Origin of the sequence: Deinococcus sp. AB2017081, assembly GCF_034440735.1 — a bacterium.
Classification (GTDB): Bacteria; Deinococcota; Deinococci; order Deinococcales; family Deinococcaceae; genus Deinococcus; species Deinococcus rufus.
The window spans coordinates 2,906,710-2,927,555 of sequence record NZ_CP140098.1 but is presented as its reverse complement, the minus strand read 5'-3'; the positions used below and the strand labels follow the sequence as shown (position 1 = coordinate 2,927,555).

Below are 20,846 nucleotides of genomic sequence, written 5' to 3'. Positions count from 1 at the left end.
ACGGGAACAGCCCCGGCGCGGGGCCAGGGCTGTCAGGCACAGGGTACGCACTCAGTCGTCAGCGGCCTGCCCCGAACCGCCGGGCTCCGGCTGGCCGCGCCCCGGCACCTCGGGGTTCTCGACGAACACGGTCGGGTCGTACTGGTCGAAGCCGATCTCCTTCTCGTAGTCGCCGATCTTCGCGTGCAGCCGCCGGACGTCGCCCTCGATCTGTCCGTAGTCGAAGGTGTCCCAGATGGCGGTCGTGCGCGGATTCTGGCCATCAAAGTCCGGCACCTCGCGCGTCTTGCGGATGCCCTCTTCCAGCGCCTTGCGGCTCTCGACGCCCAGGTTCCGGAAGGCGACCTGCATGACGTCGCGCTGGAAGTCGCGGGGGCCGTAGATCCCGGCGCGGTACACGGTCTCCTGGAACTGCGCCCAGTCGGGAATCAGTGTGGCGGCCGGCATGGAGAACTGCCCGATGATGCTGCGGATCGCCTCCAGCGTCTGCTGGGGGTAGTAATACAGGTACATCCGCACGCCTTCCAGGAAGAAGTTGTAATGCGCGGCCTCGTCCACGGCGATGGTCTGGGCCACCTTGGCCAGCACCGGATCCTGCACACCCGCCAGGTGCGGCTTCTCGCTCTTGCCCTGGGCGATCTTCATCATGTTCAGGTAGTTCAGCTGCGTGGCCCGCTCCTGGAACACGGTGTACACCAGATTGTGAATCGCGTCCGGGAAGGGCAGTTCCCACGTCTGCGACTTCAGGCGGTGCTTGTATTCCTCGATGTACTGCGGGCTGCGCTGGCCAGTGAACAGCAGGGCGTTCTCCCACGCATCGGCGTGTTTCTCCTCCTCGCTGCCCCAGCGCATCTGGAAGTGCGAGCGGCCGTGGCTGCGTCTCACGAGGTGGATCAGGGAACTCGTGAAGTCCGGCGCGTACTGCTCTACGGCGAAGAAGCCCTGGATCACGGTGATCAGCTCGGGCGGCAGATCCTGACGGATGGAGCGCCACTCGAAGCTGCGATCCGGGTTCCAGTTGCGCGTCTCCTGGCTGCGGGCGGTGTACCAGCGGTACAGGCCCAGGAAGCCACGTTCGATCAGGCGGTCTTTTTCACGGTTGCTCAGCAGCGCGGCCGGGGTCGGCGGGCGCTCCTTGAGGGTATCGGGGGGCAGGATATCGGCCATGCTGGATGCCTCCTCATGTACCGCCGGTCAGAGGCGCAGATTGTGGACGGTACCAGTCCACCGTACGCCCTGGCGGGGCGCGGGGCCGTAATCGTGAACGCGGTTCAACATTCTGGATGTTGAGACGGCGCACATCCTGACCTCAGGGGATGTACCTGCCTCACATGCGCCCCGGATCGTCGGGCTCTCGCGGTATGGTCGTGCCAGATGAAGCCCCTGTCCGGTGTGGCCGTCGGTCTGTCGATCCTGCTCACTGCGTGTCCGGCGAGTCCGGCTCCGGTGCCTATGTCCCGTCTCGACGTGAAGATCAGCGGCGTGGCCAGTGCTCCTGTCGTCATCACCGATTCCATCACATCGGCCGTGGTCTTCGACGGCACCATCGAGGGCAGCAAAACCTTCGAAGCTCTGGCGGCGGGCAGAGCGCTGCGGGTCGATGGCCACCCGGTCGTGGGGTATAACACGCCGGAGCCGCAATACGTTACCGTGACGTCCACGACAGCCGTGACCCTCACCTACACCCTGACGCCCGCGCCCGTGCCGAAGCCTCCCATCGGGAACGTGCGTGGCACGGTGCGGCTCTCGCTCGGAACGCCGCCGGCCCCAGACAGTGGTGCTGTCGGCTGGACGGTCTTCTACGGCTACAGCACGCGCGGAGCCTTCCAGGTGTCGCCTGGGACAGTCAACACCCAGCTCGGGTTCGACATGGTGCTGAACGAGGATGCAGGGATCGCCTCGGCCGGTGTCGGTACTGTCGTCGATGCCCTGACCTTGGGCTGCACCGTGACGGCGCGTGCCATCAGCGATCCCGCCGCCAGGATCAGCCCGATTGGCGCGCAGAACGACGGCGCGTTTTCCCTCTACACGCCGGGTGCGGCGGAACTCCCCCTGTATGCGGTCGTGAGTGAGACCGACCGCACCCGTACTGAACTGGTCTACGCCGACCGGCCGGTGACCGCGACCGTGAAGGCACAGTGCTCCGGTGCAGCCGTGACCGTCAACCTCCAGCTCACGCGCGGCTGGAACGTCGTGGCGCACGGCTCCGGTCACGGTGTGGCTGGACAGGTCAACCTGACATCGTCGGGCATGTCGCCACTGAACCTCCTGCTCATCCCCTGAGGTCAAGTGGTCTGATCGCGTCATGGGCGAGGTATCGGGCATCGTGCCCCATCCTCACCATCTCGTCAGGCCCGTGCCCGCTACACTTCGCGCATGACCACTGCGCCCGCCACCCTTGTCGGCCAGCCTGCGCCCGACTTCACGCTGCCCGCGTCGACCGGGCAGAACATCACGCTCAGCTCGTACCGGGGGCATCAGCACGTGGTGCTGGTGTTCTATCCGCTGGATTTCAGCCCGGTGTGCAGCATGCAGCTGCCCGAGTATTCCGGCCGCCAGGACGACTTCGCCGATGCCGGCGCGGTCGTGCTGGGCGTGAACCGCGACTCGGTGCATGCCCACAAGGCCTGGGCCGCCGAGTACGGCATCGAGGTGCCCCTGCTGGCCGACATGAAGCTGGATGTGGCCCGGCAGTACGGCGTCGCCATCGACGAGCGCGGCATCAGTGGCCGGGCGATCTTCGTGATCGACCGCAGCGGCGTCGTGCGCTACCAGCACGTTGAGGAGACGACAGGCGCGTACACGGTGCGCCCCGAAGCGGTGCTCGCGAAGCTCCGCGAACTGTAGGCGTGCCGGAGGTCATCAGTTTCATCAACCTCAAGGGCGGCGTCGCCAAGACCACGACCGCCGTGCAGCTGGCCGACACGCTGGCCTTCATGAAGCAGAAGCGCGTGCTGGTCATCGACCTCGACCCGCAGACCAACGCGACCCTGGCCCTGATCGGCGAGGAGCGCTGGGCCCAGGCCGACGAGGCCGGGCAGACCCTGGCGCACCTCTTTCTGGATCAGGTGAACGGCACGCAGGGCTTCGAGGTGAACCGCGCCATCATCCGTGGGGCCAGCAACCTGAACCGGGTGCCCGAGACCGTGATCGACCAGCTCCCCGAGGACTCCCGCTATGGCCGGGTGGACGTGCTGCCCAGCTCGATCCGCCTGATCGACGTGCAAGACCGGATGCAGGACATCGCCGCCCGGTCGTTCTACGCCGTGAATCCCATGGAGGTCGTCCGCAAGTTCATTGCGCCGCGCTTTACGGCCTACGACTACGTGCTGCTCGACTGCCCGCCGAATCTGGGCTTCATCACGCAGAACGGGCTGGAGGTGAGCGACCACTACGTGATCCCCACGATTCCCGACCGGCTCAGCACCTACGGCATCCCGCAGATCGCCGGACGCATCGGCGAGATCCGCCGGGCACGCGACCTGAAGATCCGCTGCCTGGGCGTGGTCATCACCAAGTACCAGTCGAGCAGCACGCAACATCGGCAGGGCCTGGAACGTCTGCCCGGTGACCTGGAACGGGCCTTCGCGAACACGGGCGAAGCGGTGCCGCCGATCCTGAAGACGGTCATGCCCCAGACCAATGCCAGCGCCGAGGCCATGGGTTTCGACCGGCGCACCAGCACGTACCGCGACAAGTACGGCAGCACTCAGGTCGGCGGGCAGGCCGCGTACAAGTACGGCCTGGATCTGGCCGACGAACTCGAAGACCGCCTGATGCCCGCGCCGCGCTGAGTCGCTACAGCGCCAGCGGATCGACGACCATCGCGGTCTCGACCTCGAAGGCCTCCGCGTAGCGCACGCGGCCCAGGGTGCCCCAGTAGCTCTGGCGGGCACGGCGGCGCTCGACGATCTCCGGCGTGACCGTCTCCGAGATCGCCGCGCCTGCGAACTGGCTCTCGTGCGCCAGGATCGCGGCGGCCCAGACCTCCTGCACGGCCTCGACATCCACCAGCAGGGTCGGGGTGATGTCGGCGTTGCCCTGGTACAGCAGCACGCGCGAGACCCGGTGCGGCTCGCCGCCCACGTACGCCTTCTGGAGCTGCGCGAGGTGCACCGCCCGCTTGCTCAGGTGATAGGCGCCGAAGTGATCCGGGTGGCGGTCGTTGAAGTGCGGCACGACCAGCACCTTCGGCCGCAGCGCACGCAGCACGGCGGCCAGCCGGTGTGCGGCCTTGGCCGTGTCCACGATCTCGCCGTCGACCAGTCCCAGCTGCCCGCGCCACGCGAGGCCCATGAGCTGCGCCGCCCGCGCACATTCCTGGCCCCGCACGTCCGGCGTGCCCTGCGTGCCCTTCTCGCCGCGCGACAGCTCCAGGATGCCCACCTTCTTCCCGGCCTGCGCCACCCGGATCAGGGTGCCGCCCGCGCCGATCTCGGCGTCGTCGGGGTGGGGAGCCAGACACAACCAGTCCAGCGGCTGAACGTCACCATGTACCGTCTCGAAGCCCGCGTTCATGCGGCCAGGATAGGGCCTGGGCAGACGTGTCCTCCCGCTTGACACCCCCCGCCTGCGTTCCTATACTCTCTGAGCTTCCGTCGGAAGTGTGGTCCGCGCCAGTGTAGCTCAGTGGTAGAGCAGCTGATTCGTAATCAGCAGGTCGTCGGTTCAAGTCCGACCCCTGGCTCCAGAACACAAGTGCCCCCGTCCTGGACGGGGGTTCCTTCTTGTGAGGCTGCTCAGGAGGAAGCGTGTCCAGCAGCCGTCACGGGACGAGCCGCCGCTGGGTCAGGCGCCCCTCCGGTTCCAGGCGGTGGCGACGCAGGACATTGACGCCGGGTTCACGTGGCGGGCCCGCGTGGGCGGTGCCGGCCGTGAGCGGCAGCCCGAGTACCCGCCGCCTCGACCACGTCACCCCGTCCAGTGGGAGCGGGCTGGTCAGGAGGTCTGGCCGTGTGCGAGCAGGTCGTCACAGAACACCCCGGCGATGTCCGGGTCGAACTGCGTGCCGGCGCTGCGCCGGATCTCGGCCAGGGCGTCACCCGGCAGCCATGCCCGCTTGTAGGGTCGCTCGCTCACCAGCGCGTCGTACACGTCCACCACGCTGAAGATCCGGGCCAGGAGGGGGATGTCCTCGCCAGCCAGACCGTCGGGGTAGCCCGTGCCGTCCCAGCGTTCGTGGTGCGAGCGCACGACGGCGCGGACCTCGCGCGGCACGAAGATCTCGTCGCGCAGCATGTGGTCACCCATGATCACGTGCGCCTGCATGACCGTGCGCTCATCCGGGGTCAGCGGACCGGCCTTCAGGAGCAGGGCGTCGGGCACCGTCACCTTGCCGATGTCGTGCAGGTACGCGCCCCAGCGCAGGTGCTGCAGCTGCTCCGGGGCGAGGGCCAGCGCCTGTCCCAGCTGTCCGGCCAGGGTCGTCACGCGGTCCGTGTGCCCGAAGGTCTCCCCGTCCCGGCCCTCGATCACCCGGCCCATGGCGCGCACGGCGGCCTCCCGGGTCTGCTGCAGGTGGTCCAGGGCGGCGGCACGTTCCAGCGCGTGGTCGATCCGGGCCGCGACCACGTCCAGCAGCGTCAGGATCTCCGGCTCGATCGCCACGTGTTCGTCGAGATGCATCAGACCGATCACGCCGACCGGCTGCCCGCCGGAGCGCAGCGGCGCGGCCACCGCAGAGCGCATGCGCGATACGCCGGGCACGGCGTAGGGGGACATCAGGTAGTCCTTGACCGCCACGCTGCGGTTCGTGGCGAGCACCTCACCGATCACGCCACGAGGCGTGTGGGGGATACCGAGCACGTCCGCCACCTGGCGGCGCGACTCCGGATCGCCCTCCAGCACGCTCAGCTGCACCAGACCCTGGGCGTCCACATTCACGACCGCCCCCACGGTGAAGCCGCTCAGCGACAGCAGGGTCGTGAGGGCCTCGCGGGCGATGTCCTCGGGGTGGGTCAGGCGCTCGAAGCGGGCGGACAGCTGGGCGAGCAGTTCGAACTGCCGGGCGGTGCGCTGCGCGCGTTCCAGCGCCCGCCAGCGGCTGTACGCCACACCGGCGGCCTGACCGAGCAGCATCAGGGCCCGGGCGTCGGCCTCGCCGAGGTGCTCGTCACTCTCGGTGGTGTCGGCCGACAGCACGCCCAGCACGTGGCCGTCCGGATCGAGCAGGGGCACGCCCAGGTAGGTGGCGGGCACCGGACGCCCCGCCAGGAAGTGGGCGTCCGGCAGGAGCTGGGCACGGTTCAGCAGCTGTGCCGTGCCGGTCTCGATCACGCGCCAGCCCAGGGCCTCGCCCCGCCGCAGCTGGCGGCCCCGGGCCTCGGCCGACCGTCGTCCGGCCGCCGCGATGACCTCCAGTACGTCCTGTTCCGGCCGCAGCAGGGCCAGCGTGGCGGTGGTCGCCCGGGTCGTCTGCAGGGCCAGCGTCACGCAGCGGGCGAACACGTCCTCGGCCGACTGCGCCAGGAGGACCACCGTGGCGATGTCCAGGGGCGGTTTGGGCGACAGGTGATCCCAGCTGTCCGGCGTGAAGGCGTGATCCGGCATCATGTCCCCGCCCCGCCCGGCAGGCGTTGACTGACGCTCAGGGTGGGACGAGGCCGCATGGACTCACTGTACGCCGCCCGGGCTCTGCGGCCCGCCGGATTACCCCTGCTGGGCAGGGTACTTACGCTCCGCTCACGCCCCGGCGGGCATGCTCGTGGGGCGCTGCGCGGTGCCGTGGCGTCCGGAGGAGCGCCTATGTCCACCCTGTCCCTGCCGAGTCGCCACGTGCCGAGTGCTGACGTCTCCAGCGTCGACGGCCCACGATGCCACCTCGACCTCGGTGCGCCGTCCCGGTGCCACCTGACGCCCCGGCAACTGGACATCTGGGCCCTGCTTGCCAGCGGGTACAGCAATGCAGCCATCGCCGATCACCTGGGCCTGACCCCCCGGTGGATCGACAATGCTGTGGGCGCGCTGTACGGGGCGCTGGGCATCGACACGCTGGACCGGAAGGTGAACGCCCGCGTCTACGCGACCGTGCTGTACTTCCAGCGGAGCGCTGCCGGATGGCCATGACCGGGTGATCCCACGGAGCGCTGCCGGGATCACCCCATCCGGGTTCGGATCACTCCCACTCGATGGTCGCGGGCGGCTTGCCCGTGATGTCGTACACCACCCGGTTGATCTCGTGCACCTGGTTCACGATGCGGTTGCTCATGGTGGCCAGGAACTCATACGGCAGCCGGGCCCACTCGGCGGTCATGAAGTCGTCGGTGGTCACCGCCCTCAGCGCAGCCGTGTAGCTGTAGGTGCGCTCGTCGCCCATGACGCCCACCGACTGGATGGGCGTGAGGATCGCCAGCGCCTGCGAGCAGCCGTCGTACAGGCCGAATTCGCGCAGACCCGAGATGAAGATGTCGTCGACCCGCCGCAGGATGTCCATCTTCTCCTCGGTGATCGCGCCCAGGCAGCGGATCGCCAGGCCGGGGCCGGGGAAGGGGTGGCGCATGCGGATGTGCTCCGGGAGCCCCAGCAGCCGCGCGATCTCACGCACCTCGTCCTTGAACAGCGTGCGGAAGGGTTCCACCAATTTGAAGTTCAGGTCGTCGGGCAGGCCGCCCACGTTGTGGTGGCTCTTGATGTTCGCTGCGCCCTCGCCGCCGGCGGACTCGATCACGTCCGGATACAGCGTGCCCTGCGCCAGGAAGTCGAAGTGCCCCAGGCCCCTGGCCTCGCGCTCGAAGGCCCGGATGAACTCGCGGCCGATGATCTTGCGCTTCTGCTCCGGATCGCTCACGCCGTCGAGCGCCCCCATGAACTCGGCGCGGGCATCCACCGTGATCAGGTTCACGCCCAGCGGCCTCAGGGCGGCCTCGACCTGCTCGCGCTCGCCCAGGCGCAGCAGGCCGTGGTCGATGAACACGGCGGTCAGCTGCTCGCCCACGGCGCGGGCCAGCAGCAGGCCCAGGGTGGAACTGTCCACCCCGCCCGAGATCGCCAGCAGCACCTTGCCGTCGCCGACCTGCGCCTGCACGTCTGCGATCAGCTCGTCGATGATGTGTTCGGCGTTCCAGTCGCGGGTCACGCCGCAGATGTCCAGGAAGTTCGCCAGCAGCTGCCCGCCCTTGGGGGTGTGCACGACCTCCGGGTGGAACTGCACGCCGTAGCGGCGCGTCCCCGCGTTCTCGATGGCCGTCACGGGCGTGTCCTCGGTCTCGGCCACGACCTCGTAGCCCTGTGGGAGCGCCGTGACCGAGTCGCTGTGGCTCATCCACGCGACGAATTCGCCCTGGATGCCGGCAAACAGCTGCCCGCCGTAGCGGGTCAGGTCGGCCTTGCCGTATTCGCGTTTGCCGGCCCGCTTCACGTCTCCGCCCGCCTGCTGCGCGAGGTACTGCATGCCGTAGCACACGCCCAGGATCGGCACGTCCAGCTCCAGCACGCCCGCCGCCGGCTTCGGGGCCGAGTCGTCGTAGACGCTGCTGGGGCCACCCGACAGCACGATGCCCTGGGGATGTTCCTGCAGGATGCGCTCCAGGGGCGCGGTGCCGGGCAGGATCACCGAGTACGCGCCGAGCTCGCGGAACCGCCGCGTGATCAGCCGCGTGAACTGACTGCCGAAATCCAGAATGACGACGCTCATCAGACAGCGATTGTGTCACGCCCGGCCGTCTCCCCGTGACCGCCGGGGCAGACGGGTGGCCGCGCCGCCCGGCTACGGCCCCAGATTGATCGTGACGGGCTGGGTGCGCGGCGCCGTCACGCTCAGCTCGCCCGGTGCGTATCCGTCTGCGTCCACCCGCAGGCGATACGTGCCCGGCTCCGGCAGCCGCAGCTGGCCCGGCACGCGCCCCAGATCCTGGCCCGGCGTGAGGTTCGCGTCCGGCGGTGCCGACACCACGCTCACGCGGGCGGTCGCGCCGGCCGCGCCGCGCAGCGTGAACGCCACGTCACAGCACACGGCGGTCGCGGCCGGGGCCCGGCTGATCCGGTTCACCACCCCGGCAGCCAGCACGGTCAGCAGCGCGGCGCCCAGTACGGGCAGCAGCCAGCGTGGTGCCCTTCGCCGGGACGCAGGCGGCTCCGGAGCGGTCTTCACGACCCGCCAGGAATCGTCCTCATCCCAGCCGATCCGGATCGGTGCGCCGGCCACGTGCCGCGCCGGGAGCCGACCACTGGGCAGTTCCGGTGCGGGTTCAGGTTCCGGTGCCCGCCGCAGCGACGCCGGGAGGCGCTCGACGTTCCGCATCTGGAGACGTGGCCGGGGTGACGCGTCGGGCGCGGGCTCGGGATCCGTCGGCGTCCCCGGCCATGCCGGGAGGTCGTCCTCGCCCAGCACAGCGGAACCGTCCCCGGTGCCGCCCGCTGCGCCGCCCGCGAAACCGATCTGGATGCGGGTGGGGGGCGCAGCCTCGGCCTCGGCCCGCAGGCGCTCGGCCTTGCGGGCTGCCGCCGCCTGCATGTCCAGCATGGCCTGGGCCCGGCGCTCCTCGTTCTGCCGCCGCCGCCGCTCCTGCGGGGTCTCCACGGTGCCGGCCGGGGCGTTCGAGTATGCGGGCACGGGCGACCCGGTGGGAGCGCTGTCCGGCGCGGATGGCGGAGCAGGAGCCTCAGGACTGGGCCCGGCCTGAACGGCCCCGACAATGTGGCTGTCCGGCACGGCCTCCGGTGCAGACTCGACGGCGGGAGGTGCCGGCTGGGGGGTGGCCGCCTCCGGCACGGGGGATGCGGGGGGAGCGGAGGACTTGCGCTTCCTGCCCCGTCCGGAGGTGCGCTGGGATGCCGGTGGGCTGCTCTGGCCCGGATCGGTACGGGAATCGACGTCCGGCGGCGTGGGCGCGGCGGCCTGGATCTCGGCCACGTCGCTGCCCAGCACGATGGGGCTCCCGTCGTGGCGGGTCTCCGGGGTCGGGGTGGCGGGTGCAGGCGGGATCGGAGGTGCCTGGAGCGGCGCGGCCACGATCTGGGGCGCGGTGGACATCCCGTGCGGTGCCGGATCCGGCGTGTCGCTGGCGTGTGGCGTGGGGTCGGCGGGCGGCGAAATCGGGGCGGCGGGACGATCCAGCAGTGACAGGGCCGTCCGGGCGTCCATGCTGTCCGGAGCCTCGCGCAGGGTCGACAGGGCCGCCGGCAGCCCACCGATGCTGTCCACGGTACGCGCCAGATCACGCAGGTCTCCGCCGGTCGTGGGATCGTCCTGCCACGGCAGGCCGGCACCGGCCAGGACGACCCGGCCGTCCACCTCCCACAGCTGGGCGGCGCTGATCCCCCCGTGGGTCAGCCCGTGCATGTGCAGCGCAGCCAGCGCCTCCAGGCCGTCGCGCGCCGCGAGCAGCGCGTCGCTGGCCGGCGTGGCCTGCATCGGCAGTTCCGTGACCACGTAGCCGCCGGTACCGTCGTCGCCATGATCGACGATGGGCAGCAGCTGGGGGTGTTCCGGCAGCGCCGGCAGCCGGGGCGTGTGGGGCAGGACGTGCAGCAGCACGGGCATACCCGTCAGGCGATCGGTCGCCCGCAGCGTCTGGATGGCGGCGTGTTCCGGGCCCGCCGGCACGTGCCGGGCGGCCACGTAGGAGCCGATGGACTTCACGACCGCAAGTATAGATGCTGCCGTCCCGCGGCGGCGGCACGGTTCAGGCGTCCGTCTGTGACGTCGTGGCTTGCTGCGGCTGTGTTCATGCGGTACTAATGGCGCATATGCGTGAAGCCGTGATGGCTGCCCTGGGCACCGTGAATGATCCTGAACTGCACCGTGATCTCGTCTCGCTCGGCATGATCGAGCGTGCCGAGGTCGACGGGGCCGGGGTGGCCCACGTGAAGGTGAACCTCACCACCCCGGCGTGCCCCCTGAAAGACCGGATCGAGGGCGATGTGCGCGCGGCGGTGCAGGCGGTGCCCGGCATCCACGGCGTTGTCGTGACCTTCGGCGCGATGGTGCGCGCCGCCGCGCAGCCCGCCCTGCCCGGCGTGAAGCACGTCATCCTGGTCGGCAGCGGCAAGGGGGGGGTCGGCAAGAGCAGCGTGGCCGTGAACCTCGCGGCCAGTCTGGCCCGGGACGGCGCCCGCGTGGGTCTGCTCGATGCCGACGTGTACGGCCCCAGCGTGGCACACATGATGGGCCAGGGCGCCGCGAAGGTCACGGCGAACGCTGAGCGCAAGATGCAGCCCCTGGAGGCCCACGGACTGAAGTTCCTGAGCATGGCCAACCTGTCTCCAGCCGGCCAGGCGCTGGTGTGGCGGGGCCCCATGCTTCACTCGGCCATCCAGCAGTTCATCAAGGATGCCGCGTGGGGCGAACTCGACTACCTGATCGTGGATCTGCCGCCCGGCACCGGGGACGTGCAGCTCTCGCTGACCCAGACCGTTCAGGTCACGGGTGCGGTCATCGTGACCACCCCCCAGGACGTGGCACTGATTGACGCGGCCCGCGCCATCGACATGTTCCGGAAGGCCAGCGTACCGGTGCTGGGCGTCATCGAGAACATGAGCTACTTCGTCGCGCCCGACACGGGCCTGACCTACGACCTGTTCGGCCGGGGCGGCAGCCGCCGGCTGGGCGATCAGTTTCCCCTGCTGGGCGAGGTGCCCATCGACGTGGATCTGCGTGCGGACGCGGATCAGGGCACCCCGGGTGTCCTGGCCCACCCCGGTTCTGCAGCGTCGATCGCGCTCGCACATGCGGCGCGCACGCTGGCCGGCCAGATCAGCGTGCGTTCCCTGGCCAGCCTGCCGGATCAGCTGACCGTCGTATGAGACCGACTCTGCTCTACTGCGCCACCACCGGGACAGCGCCGGTCGCGGCTTCACTGCGCAGAGCCGGTCTCTCTGTCCTTCTCTGCTTCGCAGCTCTACGAGTCCCTTCGGCCGGATTGAATCGGTTCAAGGAACCGACTCAATCGGAATCGGTATGAGCGCGCTGCCCGCCCTCGGCACGCCCATGCCGGAGCGCACCAAGTCCCGGCTGCTGGAACTCGTCAAGCGGCACGGCCCGCTGACGGCGCAGGATCTCGCACAGCGGCTGGAGGTCAGTGTGCCCGCCGCGCGGCGGCACCTGGGTGACCTCCAGGAGCAGGAGCTGATCGTGTGCCGCACCGAGCGTCCGGGTGGGCGTGGCCGGCCCCAGCACGTCTTCACGCTGTCCGAACGGGGCGAGGCCGCGTTTCCCAAGACCTACTCGACCCTGTGTGTCGATGTCCTGCGGCATATCGAGTCGCTGTTCGGAGAGGGTGCCGTGCTGCGCGTCCTGGATGCCCGCAACGTCGAGCTGGCCGGGCGCCTGCGCGACGATCTGGCCGCTGCCGGTTCCCTGGGCGAGCGCGTGCAGACCCTGGCAGCCCGGCTGGACGAGCAGGGCTTCGATACCACCGTCGAGCAGGACGGCGACGTGTGGTACCTGACCGAGCGCAACTGCCCGAACCTGACGGTGGCCCGGCAGTATCCGCAGCTGTGCGAGTCCGAACTGGGCCTGTACCTGCAGGTGCTCGACGTCCCGGTGCAGCGGGATCGACGCATCGCGTGCGGGCAGGCGGCGTGCCGCTACCGTATCGGCTGAAGGCGCACGCACCCATGACCACTCCGCCCCCGGTCGTCGACGTGACCGGCCCCCTGCATTCGGTGGTCGCGTGGCCACCGGCGGTGCTCGACACCTGGATGCGGCGGCTGCAGCGTGACCTGAACGTCGCCGGATTCGGGACGCCGCACCTGAACCTGCGGGCACCCTTCCAGACGCCGCTGTCCAGCAGCGAGCTGGTCTCCGGCCTGCGCTCGGCCCTGCGTGACCTGCCGGCCTTCGAGGTGCGTCTCCGGGGCTGGAAGCGCCTGCCCGGTGTGATCTTCCTGGAGTGCGAGCCGGATGGTCCGCTGCTGCACCTCCATGACCTCGTCCTCGGGGTGGGGCCGAGCAGCCGGGCACCCTACGACGGCGCGGACTACCGGCCCCACCTCACGCTCGCGCTGGGCGTGCTTCCCTGGGCCGCGGACATGCTGTGGCAGGACGTGCAGACCCGTCAGCCGCCGGTCAGCACCTTCACGGTCGAGGCCCTGAGCCTGACCCGTGAATCCAGGGGGGAGGTGCAGGAACTCCACACCTTTCCGCTGCGTCCGGCGGTGGAGGCCAGGCCGGACAGGTCGTCTGGTTCTGAGGCCACCACGTTCTGATCCATGGTGCAGGTCACACCGAAGGCTCGTCCTTGACATGAAGAGACCAGCGGCGGAGCGCCGATCTCGTTGTCGGCAGCGCCGGATCGGGCGAGAGGAGAGCGCTCCAGACGATCACCGGGGTGCGGTGAGCATGTCGGAACACCCTCCGGGAGCCGGAACTGGCAGCGCGCTCTCAGGCAGGTGCCGTGGTTGCTCGGGCGAGTGGGTGCACCGCGCCGTCAATGCAACCCGATCCGCGATATGGGACCTGAGTGCCAGACCCGCCTCCTACCTCTGTCTGCTCACTGGGCCTCATGCAAATGAGAGGAGCGAAGGATACCGTCCTTCTTGTGTGTCGTGTGCAGGGCTGATAAATCATAAATAACATTGATTTCTCAATCAGAGGCAGTTTAGTGATATTTTTGTGCGCTTGACGTATCTTAGATTGTCTGAAGTATTTTAAAATGATCGTAGAATCAAAGCGAGGCGCAACGAATGATGTGTCGATCCCAATCCTGACTCATCTCTGTGTTCAGAAACGGTTCGAACCATCTGATGGACGGCACCCTGATTGGGGTGGCCCGAATGGCGAACCACACCGTTTCGGCGCGTGAAGTGACGTGGCTGGGACAGACAACAGACGATTCTGAAACTCTCATGAACGAGAGTCACATCGCTGGTGCTACAGCACATCTGCCGCCTCCGCCGGGCAGAGGGCGGGCTCGGCTGGCCCGTCGTGAGCACGGGGGTACGGCCATCATCACGGTGCTGATGACGGGCATGACGCTCACGGCCGTGATCGTGGCGACCACCCAGGTCAGCCTCGGCACCCGCCGCACGGCCACCGACGACGCGGCCAGCGCCCGTCTGCTGCTGGGTGCAGAATCCGGGATGGCCCGCTTTCTGGACTGCACCCGCCAGGGCATGAACTTCGGCAGCGCCACGAATGCGGCGACCCTGGACACGGCGCTGGCCAGCACCGCGTGCTCAACGGGCGGAACCATGAAAGCCTTCACGGTGACCGACGCCAGTGTGTCGATGAAGGTGGTTCGCACCGTGCCGGCCTCGTTCAGCAGCGTGAATGAGCTGAATGCCGTGGACATCACGAGCACGGCGACCAGCAGCCTGGGCCGCAGCAGCGTCACCCAGCGCTTCGCGGTGTCGCAACGGAACCTGCCCCGCCTCACCGTGCCCGGCGCGGTCACGTCGTACCCCGGCGTGAACCTGAACGGAAACGCCAGTGTGGGTGGGGCCACGTTGGGCGATCCGGCCGGTGCGGTCTACCCGTCCTACCTGAGTCTGAAGCGCAAGAGTGCCCTGGGTGTCTCGGAGGGCACCCCGGTCGTCATGGACGCGAGCGCCAGCAATGCCCGGCTGCTCCGTTCGCTGGTTGCCGGCAGTTACGTCCGGATGCCGCTGGTGTCCAGCGTGACCGGCACCCTGGGAGTGGGTGCCCCGACCGGCCTGTTCCGGGTGGATGCCAGTGACGCCGCCGCACAGACCGTGACCCTGACCCCGACGGATCTCCCGGCGTCCCTGCTGACCCCCTACGTGCCCGTCGCGGCCAACGCAGATCTGGTGCTCAACGGCCTGACGGGCCTCACGGCCAGTAGCATGACCGTCCACAACAGTGAGACCTTCCTCCAGGGCGACCGGGTCGCGGTGACCCTGGGCGTTCCGCCGATCACATACTCTGCGACGGTCAGCTCAGTTCCCGCCACCACGGCGTCCGGCACGTCGTTCGGCGTGACGTGGTCGCCGACGACGCCGAATGCCGTGGCCCTGGCGACCTTCAACGAAGGCCAGCCCGTCTCGAAGTCCACGCTGGGTGTGGTCACGGCCGGCACCTTCAGTCCAGGCAAGGAAGCCCCGGTGGGCGGCGTCATGTCGCTGGCGAGTACGACCATCGTGCCCAGCCCACTGGGCGACACGCTGTTCACCAAGACCTTCGGCACGACCCCCGACGATCTGAGGGCGATGTCCAGGGTCGTCGACGAGTCAAAATTCTCGGCGGCCGGCCGCACCGTGTCCGGAGTGACGTGGCTCACCTCGACCACCCATTCGGTGAACCTGAACGCCAACCCGAAACTCAACGGCACCGGCATCCTGATCGTCGACGGCGACCTGACCATCAACCAGACGCAGTCCGACGCCTGCAACATGAACGGCCTGCTCTACGTGCGCGGCAATCTGCGCATTCAGGGCAACCTGCAGCTGTGTGGGGCCATCGTCGTGGAGGGCAGTGTGCTCGATGGCAACAACGATGTGGTTGCCATCGACAACACCACCACGGAGTTCCTGGGCACCGGGCGCAAGATCCAGTACGACCCGAAGGTGTTGTACGACATCACGCAGGGCACCGGAGCCGTGACCTTCGCGCCGCAGGCCGGCACCTGGCGGCAGCAGTGAGACGCGGCCCAGTGCAGGGCTTCACCCTGATCGAGCTGCTGATCGGCCTGGCGATCCTGGGCATCGTGCTGGGCATGGCCGTGCCCGTGTATCTGCGGTACCTCGCCACCCTGGAGACCGCGCAGGTGGCCGGGGCCTACCAGCAGCGGCTGGAGGCAGCGCGTGGCCTGGCCCGCCGGGGAGCACAGATCCGGCTGAGCGTGACCGCCGGCAGCAACGTCGCCACGGTCGAGACCTTCACGGCGGGCGCGTGGACACCCACCAACACCTACACCCTGGGCAACGCCAGAGCCAGCGCGGCCAGAGCGGTCATCCTGTATCCGCCCTACGGCACGCTGGACGCCGCGCCGGTCACCGTCTCCTTCGCGTCCGGCCGCAACGCCGCCATCACCCGGAACGTACGGATCATCAGCGTGATGGGCAAGAGCGTGACACCATGACCGGATCTTCTCCATCCACCCAGGGCTTCACGCTGGTCGAGATGCTCGTGGCCATCTCGCTGCTGGCGATCATCATGCTGGCCACGGCGGGGGCGCTGCCGGGCCTGAACCGCGTGAACCAGACCAGCAGTCAGGAGCAGCGGGCCGTGCTGCTCATGCGGGCCGGGTTCGAGCAGGCGCGGCAGCAGCTGGAGGCGGATTTCGACCGCACTGCGCTGTCCGTGACCCTGACCGGCAACGACGAGAGTGGCGTGACCTGTGGTGCTCCCAGCATGGCGACACTCCGCAGCGGCACCATCGGCACGAGCCCCACACCACGGCCCATGCTGATCCAGGTGAGCATCACCTGTCAGCTGGGCACGGGCAGCACCGCCCCGACCCGCACCTACCGGGTGGACATCGCGAGGCCCGCGTGACCCGCACGGACGGCTTCACGCTGATCGAGATCCTGGTCGCCATGGCGATCTTCGCGGTCGTGACCATCGCCGCGCTGGAACTCCAGGGCAGCACCACCCGGCTCAGCGGCGTGCAGATCAGCCAGGCACAGCGCCTCCAGACGCTCAGCGACACCAGCGGCTATCTGGCCGACCAGATCCGGGCCGGGGCGGGCGTGTACACCGGGCTGAGCCTTCCGGACGGACTGGGCGGTACCAGCACATGTGCCCTGACCGGGACGCAGCCCTGCCTGGCCGTGCTGGTGCCTGTCACCCAGCCGCTCACATGCACGGCCGATCCCAGCACCATCGTGGCGTGGCGGCTGCATGCGTTCCGGTACGTCCCCCGCACCAGTCTCCCTGCGACCTACAAGGGCAACACCGTGCACGACGCCGACGCCTATGGCCTGCTGGAGGTGCGGATCAGCGACCCCGCCAACCCGGCCCCGGCTCCCGGGGCATGTGGCACCGAGCACGCCACCATCCCGACCAGCGTTGCCGCGTATCAGACCAGTTCCAGTGCGGTGACCGCGCCCCTGGCCGACGACCTGTCCATCCCGGCGGGCACCGTGCCCTTTGCCTTCGACGCCACCACGAATGTCGTGACCCTGCGGCTGCAGTCGGCCAGCCGGACGCAGGGCAAGCTGAGCCTGACGCCGGCCACCCCCTACGAGCTGAAGGTCAAGACCCGCAACCGGTAAGGCCCCTCGTGTCGTGACCGGGTGGCGTGTGCCTGCCTGAACGGTGGGGAAGATCTGCGCCCTGACGGTGAGGTCATCGAGTGGTCTCACCGCCACGAGGTTCCACCTCTGCAGGTGATAACGGAGATGCCCACCAGATGAGCTGGTGGGGCATCTCCGCTACACGGCTCCGGTCACACGCCGGCGGGCACCTTCAGCAGGCTCGCCAGGGCGGCCGTGAAGCCGTCGTAGCCGGCGAAGTCCAGCTGCTGCTCGTTGTCGCTCAGGGCGGTGGCGGGGCTGGGATGCACCTCGACGTGGATGCCGTCCGCGCCGACGGCCAGGGCCGCCTTGGCCAGCGGGATCAGCAGGTCGCGGCGTCCGGCGGCGTGCGTGACGTCCACGATGACCGGCAGGTGCGTCTCCTGCTTGGCGAGGGCCACGGCCGACAGGTCCAGGGTGTTGCGCGTCCACTTCTCGAAGGTGCGGATGCCGCGCTCGCACAGGATGACCTCGTTGTTGCCCTCCGAGAGGATGTACTCGGCGGCGTACAGCCATTCCTCGATGGTCGCGGACAGGCCGCGCTTGAGCAGCACCGGGCGGCGGGCCCGGCCGACCTCGCGCAGCAGGGCGAAGTTGTGCATGTTCCGGGCGCCCACCTGCAGGATGTCCGCGTACTCGGCGACGATCTCCACATCCCTCGTGTCCATGACCTCGGTAATGAACAGCATGCCGTTGTCCTTGGCCACGCGGTTGCCGAGGATCAGGCCGTCCACGCCCATGCCTTGGAAGCCGTAGGGGCTGGTGCGGGGCTTGTATGCCCCGCCGCGCAGGATCTTCACGCCACGCGCCGCGAGGAACTGGGCCGTCTGCTCCATCTGCTCCTCGGATTCGATCGAGCACGGCCCGGCGATGATCGTGGGCGCCGCCCCTCCGCCGATCCGCACGCCGTCGATGTCGAGCACCGTGTCGTCGCTCTTGACCTTGCGGGACACCAGCAGCTGCTTCTTGTCGTTGGATTCCTCCAGGGCCAGACTGGCCTTGAAGATCTCCTTGAAGATCGCCTTGACGGCGGCAGCGGTGAAGGGGCCGGGATTCAGGCCCTCGAGTTCGCGCAGCTGCTGATCCTCGCGGGCGGGATCGTAGTGGTTCGGTCGGCCTTCCTGGGTCTTGGCGTGCCCGATCTGCGCGACGACCTCGCCACGGCGCGACAGCAGCGTCAGGAGGTCACGGTTGATCTGATCGACCTCGGCGCGGAGGTCATCGATGGAGCGTTGCGTCATGGGCGCAGTCTAGTTAAGGCCTCCCCGGGCCGGGTCAACCGTACTAGTCAAATGTAAAGAGTTGTCCATGTACTCGGTGGGCGTGGTGCTTACCTGTGATCCGGCGTGTTCACCATGTGGACAGCCACGCGGGACAGCGCCGTGTAGAGTTCCTGCGCGTCGGCCGGGGCGATCTGCGGCGTGGCTGCCAGGGCCGCGGCCATGCACGCCATCCACGCCTGTGCCCGCCGGGGTGTGACCTCGTGCGGCAGGTGCCGCGCCCGCAGCATGGGATTGCCGTAGCGCTGGTGAAAGAGTGGCGGCCCGCCCATGAATCCGGTCAGGAAGGCCAGCTGCTTCTCGGCTGTGACGGTCAAATCAGGAGGGAAGATCGGGGCCAGCTCAGGGTCGGCCGCCACATGCGTGTAGAAGGTCTGCACCAGCGCGGCCAGCGCCTCCGGCCCGATGCGCTCGTACAGGGTGCCGCCCGTGGTCAGGGCAATAGGCGCGGTCATGGCCTCAGGCTAGCGCTGTAGCCGACGAGAAGGGGAGGACACGCGGCCCTCCCCCTGGGTGTGGTGCAGCTCAGACGTCGCGGCGGTCGAAGGCGAAGATGCTCATCAGTCCGAAGCCCGCTGTGTAGATCAGCAGCAGGATCAGGGGCTGCACGATGTCGCCCTGCTGGGCGTAGATGCCCAGGTGCGAGGTCAGCAGGATGCGCTGGATCGTCTCCGGGAACACGACCAGTAGGCGCATCAGGATCAGGGTGGCGAAGGTGGCCAGGGCCGCCGCCGCCGTGTTCAGGTACAGGACGCCGTACAGCAGGGACAGCGCGGCGATCGGCATGAGCGCCACGCCGGCCAGGGCGGTGCCGCGCACGACCTCGGCGAAGGCCGCGCCGCTGGACAGCTGCCCCACCCCCACGAACAGCCCGGGCCCCAGGCCCGTGCCGCCCAGGAAGGTGCCGAAGCCCAGCGGGATGCCGGCCAGCAGCGAGCCGACCACCGTGGTGGTCAGCAGGATGAACGGATAGGTCAGGGCCACGATCAGCTTGCTGGCGATCACCTTCGTGCGGTCGACCGGCCGCAGCAGCAGCGGAGCCAGGGTGCCCTGCGCGACCTCCGCACCGATCATCTCGGCGACGGTCAGCGCGATGAACAGCGGCAGCAGGTACTGGATGGTCACGCCGATGCTTACGGCGGGAAGCTGCCAGCCGCTGATCAGGTTGACCCGGATCAGCTCGGTCAGGCGCGGCGCGAAGGCCCAGACCAGCGGCAGCAGCAGGGTCACCAGCAGGGCCAGCTTGACGCTGCGCGCTCCGAACAGCTTGCGGTACTCGAGCATCAGCAGGGTCAGCATGGGCGGCCTCCGGGCACGGGGTCAGGGAACATGGGGCAGGGAACAGGCATCAGGCCTGCTCCACGCGTTCGCGGTAGTACTCGTACAGGTCGAAGTGATCCGGGCTGGCCTCGAACACCCGGATGCCCTCGGCACCCAGGTGGGCCAGGGCGTCGGGCACGCGGGATTCGCCGCCCAGGTGCGCCACGGCATACGGCGTGCGGGTGCTGACCTTGCGCACGAAGGGCAGGCGTTCCAGCACGGCCGCCGCCGCCACCGGATCGTCCACCCGGAAGCGGTACGCGGCCTGACGTGCCCGCAGATCCACCGTGTCGACCAGCCGCCCGGCGGTCAGGATGCCGACCGTGTGCGCGTAGGTGGCGATCTCGCGCAGGTGGTGCGTGCTGAGGATCACGGCGCAGCCGCTGGTCGCCAGGCTGGTCACGATCCGGTGGATCAGGCCGATCCCCAGTGGATCGAGCCCGCTGGTGGGCTCGTCGAGGATCAGCACCTTGGGTTCGGCCAGGATGGCGCTCGCCACCCCCAGGCGTTGCCGCTGGCCCAGCGAGTATTCCTGCACCTTGCGGTCGGCCATGCGCGTGAGTTCCAGCAGGGCCATGACCTCGCGCAGGCGCTCGCGCCCGATCCGGCGGCCACCGGGGGCCATGGTGGACAGGTTGGCATGCACCTGCAGGTTCTGCGTCCCGGTGAGCTGCGGATAGAACTTCGCGGGGGCCTCGACCACGGCCCCCAGGTAGGCCCGTGCCCGCGAACCGTCGGAATGCACGTCGCGGCCCAGCAGGCGGATCTCGCCGTCGGTCGGGAACGCGAGTCCGGTCATGGTACGGATCAGGGTGGTCTTGCCCGCGCCGTTCGGGCCAGTCAGGGCGTAGACCTCGCCCGCCCGGACGGTCATGTACACGTCTTCAAGGATCGTGCTGGAACCGTATTTCTTGTACAGGCCGCGCACCTCAACGGCAGGAATCGCCGGTGCACCTGGTTTCGTCGCCGTCACCCGGACAGCCTAACCCACGAATCTCCACTAAGTTCTTACAGTTTTCACACGGCGGGCCACCGACGCGTCGCAGGGAAGTGCGCGTGCCGAGGCCGCCGACCGACTGCGTGGGATGACGATGAGAACGCGCGCGCAGCAGA

General features: G+C 68.9%; 20 protein-coding genes and 1 tRNA gene. 12 read left to right on the top strand and 9 right to left on the bottom strand.

The window, feature by feature from the left end; genetic code table 11:
• Positions 1–51: 51 nt before the first annotated feature.
• On the bottom strand, positions 52–1,167 hold the full coding sequence (locus U2P90_RS14235) for an acyl-ACP desaturase (protein WP_322472655.1): 1,116 nt from the start codon (positions 1,165–1,167) through the stop codon (positions 52–54).
• Between the two features lie 207 nt (positions 1,168–1,374).
• Here U2P90_RS14235 and U2P90_RS14230 point away from each other — a divergent pair, with 207 nt between their 5' ends.
• The 3 genes from U2P90_RS14230 (at position 1,375) to U2P90_RS14220 (ending at position 3,794) form a co-directional block, all read left to right on the top strand.
• Complete coding sequence (locus tag U2P90_RS14230) at positions 1,375–2,283, top strand: hypothetical protein (protein ID WP_322472654.1); 909 nt, start codon at positions 1,375–1,377, stop codon at positions 2,281–2,283.
• Between the two features lie 93 nt (positions 2,284–2,376).
• Positions 2,377–2,847 carry a peroxiredoxin gene (locus tag U2P90_RS14225; protein WP_295814869.1) on the top strand — a complete coding sequence of 157 codons (471 nt, stop codon included), beginning with the start codon at positions 2,377–2,379 and terminating at the stop codon, positions 2,845–2,847.
• 2 nt (positions 2,848–2,849) lie between these two features.
• Positions 2,850–3,794 carry a ParA family protein gene (locus U2P90_RS14220; RefSeq protein ID WP_322472653.1) on the top strand — a complete coding sequence of 315 codons (945 nt, stop codon included), beginning with the start codon at positions 2,850–2,852 and terminating at the stop codon, positions 3,792–3,794.
• A 4-nt stretch (positions 3,795–3,798) separates the two neighbouring features.
• Here the strand turns inward: U2P90_RS14220 and bshB1 are convergent, their stop codons facing one another.
• The gene (gene bshB1 / locus U2P90_RS14215; RefSeq protein WP_295814875.1) at positions 3,799–4,518 is read right to left on the bottom strand and encodes a bacillithiol biosynthesis deacetylase BshB1; all 720 of its coding nucleotides are present in this window, start codon (positions 4,516–4,518) and stop codon (positions 3,799–3,801) included.
• A 97-nt stretch (positions 4,519–4,615) separates the two neighbouring features.
• Here bshB1 and U2P90_RS14210 point away from each other — a divergent pair.
• A tRNA-Thr gene (locus tag U2P90_RS14210) sits at positions 4,616–4,690 on the top strand.
• Positions 4,691–4,938: 248 nt separating this feature from the next.
• Here U2P90_RS14210 and U2P90_RS14205 read toward each other — a convergent pair.
• A complete protein-coding gene (locus tag U2P90_RS14205) occupies positions 4,939–6,552 on the bottom strand; it encodes an HD domain-containing phosphohydrolase (protein WP_295814881.1) in 1,614 nt (537 codons plus the stop codon).
• 192 nt (positions 6,553–6,744) lie between these two features.
• Between U2P90_RS14205 and U2P90_RS14200 the strand changes: the two genes are divergently transcribed.
• Positions 6,745–7,065, top strand: a complete 321-nt coding sequence (locus U2P90_RS14200; RefSeq protein ID WP_322472652.1) for a helix-turn-helix domain-containing protein — start codon at positions 6,745–6,747, stop codon at positions 7,063–7,065.
• Between the two features lie 49 nt (positions 7,066–7,114).
• Here U2P90_RS14200 and guaA read toward each other — a convergent pair whose 3' ends face one another.
• A complete protein-coding gene (guaA, locus tag U2P90_RS14195; RefSeq protein ID WP_295814887.1) occupies positions 7,115–8,632 on the bottom strand; it encodes a glutamine-hydrolyzing GMP synthase in 1,518 nt (505 codons plus the stop codon).
• A 72-nt stretch (positions 8,633–8,704) separates the two neighbouring features.
• The gene (locus tag U2P90_RS14190) at positions 8,705–10,579 is read right to left on the bottom strand and encodes a PEGA domain-containing protein (protein ID WP_322472651.1); all 1,875 of its coding nucleotides are present in this window, start codon (positions 10,577–10,579) and stop codon (positions 8,705–8,707) included.
• Positions 10,580–10,686: 107 nt separating this feature from the next.
• On the opposite strand from U2P90_RS14190, the gene U2P90_RS14185 reads away from it, so the two are divergent.
• The 7 genes from U2P90_RS14185 to U2P90_RS14155 all read left to right on the top strand — a co-directional run bounded on the left by U2P90_RS14185 (position 10,687) and on the right by U2P90_RS14155 (position 17,112).
• Positions 10,687–11,742 carry an Mrp/NBP35 family ATP-binding protein gene (locus U2P90_RS14185; RefSeq protein WP_295814891.1) on the top strand — a complete coding sequence of 352 codons (1,056 nt, stop codon included), beginning with the start codon at positions 10,687–10,689 and terminating at the stop codon, positions 11,740–11,742.
• Between the two features lie 154 nt (positions 11,743–11,896).
• A complete protein-coding gene (locus U2P90_RS14180) occupies positions 11,897–12,541 on the top strand; it encodes a helix-turn-helix transcriptional regulator (protein ID WP_322472650.1) in 645 nt (214 codons plus the stop codon).
• 14 nt (positions 12,542–12,555) lie between these two features.
• On the top strand, positions 12,556–13,146 hold the full coding sequence (locus U2P90_RS14175) for a 2'-5' RNA ligase family protein (protein ID WP_322472649.1): 591 nt from the start codon (positions 12,556–12,558) through the stop codon (positions 13,144–13,146).
• Positions 13,147–13,899: 753 nt separating this feature from the next.
• Positions 13,900–15,537: a hypothetical protein gene (locus U2P90_RS14170; RefSeq protein WP_322472648.1), complete on the top strand. Its 1,638-nt coding sequence runs from the start codon at positions 13,900–13,902 to the stop codon at positions 15,535–15,537.
• Positions 15,534–15,977, top strand: coding sequence for a type II secretion system protein (locus U2P90_RS14165; RefSeq protein WP_322472647.1), 444 nt, complete (start codon positions 15,534–15,536; stop codon positions 15,975–15,977). Before U2P90_RS14170 ends, U2P90_RS14165 begins: the two co-directional genes overlap by 4 nt.
• Positions 15,974–16,393, top strand: coding sequence for a PulJ/GspJ family protein (locus tag U2P90_RS14160; RefSeq protein ID WP_322472646.1), 420 nt, complete (start codon positions 15,974–15,976; stop codon positions 16,391–16,393). Before U2P90_RS14165 ends, U2P90_RS14160 begins: the two co-directional genes overlap by 4 nt.
• A complete protein-coding gene (locus tag U2P90_RS14155) occupies positions 16,390–17,112 on the top strand; it encodes a PulJ/GspJ family protein (protein WP_322472645.1) in 723 nt (240 codons plus the stop codon). Before U2P90_RS14160 ends, U2P90_RS14155 begins: the two co-directional genes overlap by 4 nt.
• A gap of 173 nt (positions 17,113–17,285) precedes the next feature.
• On the opposite strand, the gene U2P90_RS14150 is transcribed toward U2P90_RS14155, so the two are convergent.
• The 4 genes from U2P90_RS14150 to U2P90_RS14135 all read right to left on the bottom strand — a co-directional run bounded on the left by U2P90_RS14150 (position 17,286) and on the right by U2P90_RS14135 (position 20,706).
• On the bottom strand, positions 17,286–18,374 hold the full coding sequence (locus U2P90_RS14150) for a bifunctional 3-deoxy-7-phosphoheptulonate synthase/chorismate mutase (RefSeq protein WP_322472644.1): 1,089 nt from the start codon (positions 18,372–18,374) through the stop codon (positions 17,286–17,288).
• Between the two features lie 89 nt (positions 18,375–18,463).
• Complete coding sequence (locus U2P90_RS14145) at positions 18,464–18,868, bottom strand: globin (protein ID WP_322472643.1); 405 nt, start codon at positions 18,866–18,868, stop codon at positions 18,464–18,466.
• A gap of 70 nt (positions 18,869–18,938) precedes the next feature.
• A complete protein-coding gene (locus U2P90_RS14140) occupies positions 18,939–19,712 on the bottom strand; it encodes an ABC transporter permease (protein ID WP_295819951.1) in 774 nt (257 codons plus the stop codon).
• A 49-nt stretch (positions 19,713–19,761) separates the two neighbouring features.
• Positions 19,762–20,706: an ABC transporter ATP-binding protein gene (locus tag U2P90_RS14135; protein WP_295819949.1), complete on the bottom strand. Its 945-nt coding sequence runs from the start codon at positions 20,704–20,706 to the stop codon at positions 19,762–19,764.
• Positions 20,707–20,846 lie beyond the last annotated feature (140 nt).

Bases quoted from the DNA above. Each gene is read 5' to 3' on its own strand.
- U2P90_RS14235 (WP_322472655.1), bottom strand. From the start codon at position 1,167: ATGGCCGATATCCTGCCCCCCGATACCCTCAAGGAGCGCCCGCCGACC.
- U2P90_RS14230 (WP_322472654.1), top strand. From the start codon at position 1,375: ATGAAGCCCCTGTCCGGTGTGGCCGTCGGTCTGTCGATCCTGCTCACT.
- U2P90_RS14225 (WP_295814869.1), top strand. From the start codon at position 2,377: ATGACCACTGCGCCCGCCACCCTTGTCGGCCAGCCTGCGCCCGACTTC.
- bshB1 (WP_295814875.1), bottom strand. From the start codon at position 4,518: ATGAACGCGGGCTTCGAGACGGTACATGGTGACGTTCAGCCGCTGGAC.
- U2P90_RS14205 (WP_295814881.1), bottom strand. From the start codon at position 6,552: ATGATGCCGGATCACGCCTTCACGCCGGACAGCTGGGATCACCTGTCG.
- U2P90_RS14200 (WP_322472652.1), top strand. From the start codon at position 6,745: ATGTCCACCCTGTCCCTGCCGAGTCGCCACGTGCCGAGTGCTGACGTC.
- guaA (WP_295814887.1), bottom strand. From the start codon at position 8,632: ATGAGCGTCGTCATTCTGGATTTCGGCAGTCAGTTCACGCGGCTGATC.
- U2P90_RS14185 (WP_295814891.1), top strand. From the start codon at position 10,687: ATGCGTGAAGCCGTGATGGCTGCCCTGGGCACCGTGAATGATCCTGAA.
- U2P90_RS14180 (WP_322472650.1), top strand. From the start codon at position 11,897: ATGAGCGCGCTGCCCGCCCTCGGCACGCCCATGCCGGAGCGCACCAAG.
- U2P90_RS14175 (WP_322472649.1), top strand. From the start codon at position 12,556: ATGACCACTCCGCCCCCGGTCGTCGACGTGACCGGCCCCCTGCATTCG.
- U2P90_RS14170 (WP_322472648.1), top strand. From the start codon at position 13,900: ATGACGGGCATGACGCTCACGGCCGTGATCGTGGCGACCACCCAGGTC.
- U2P90_RS14160 (WP_322472646.1), top strand. From the start codon at position 15,974: ATGACCGGATCTTCTCCATCCACCCAGGGCTTCACGCTGGTCGAGATG.
- U2P90_RS14150 (WP_322472644.1), bottom strand. From the start codon at position 18,374: ATGACGCAACGCTCCATCGATGACCTCCGCGCCGAGGTCGATCAGATC.
- U2P90_RS14145 (WP_322472643.1), bottom strand. From the start codon at position 18,868: ATGACCGCGCCTATTGCCCTGACCACGGGCGGCACCCTGTACGAGCGC.
- U2P90_RS14140 (WP_295819951.1), bottom strand. From the start codon at position 19,712: ATGCTGACCCTGCTGATGCTCGAGTACCGCAAGCTGTTCGGAGCGCGC.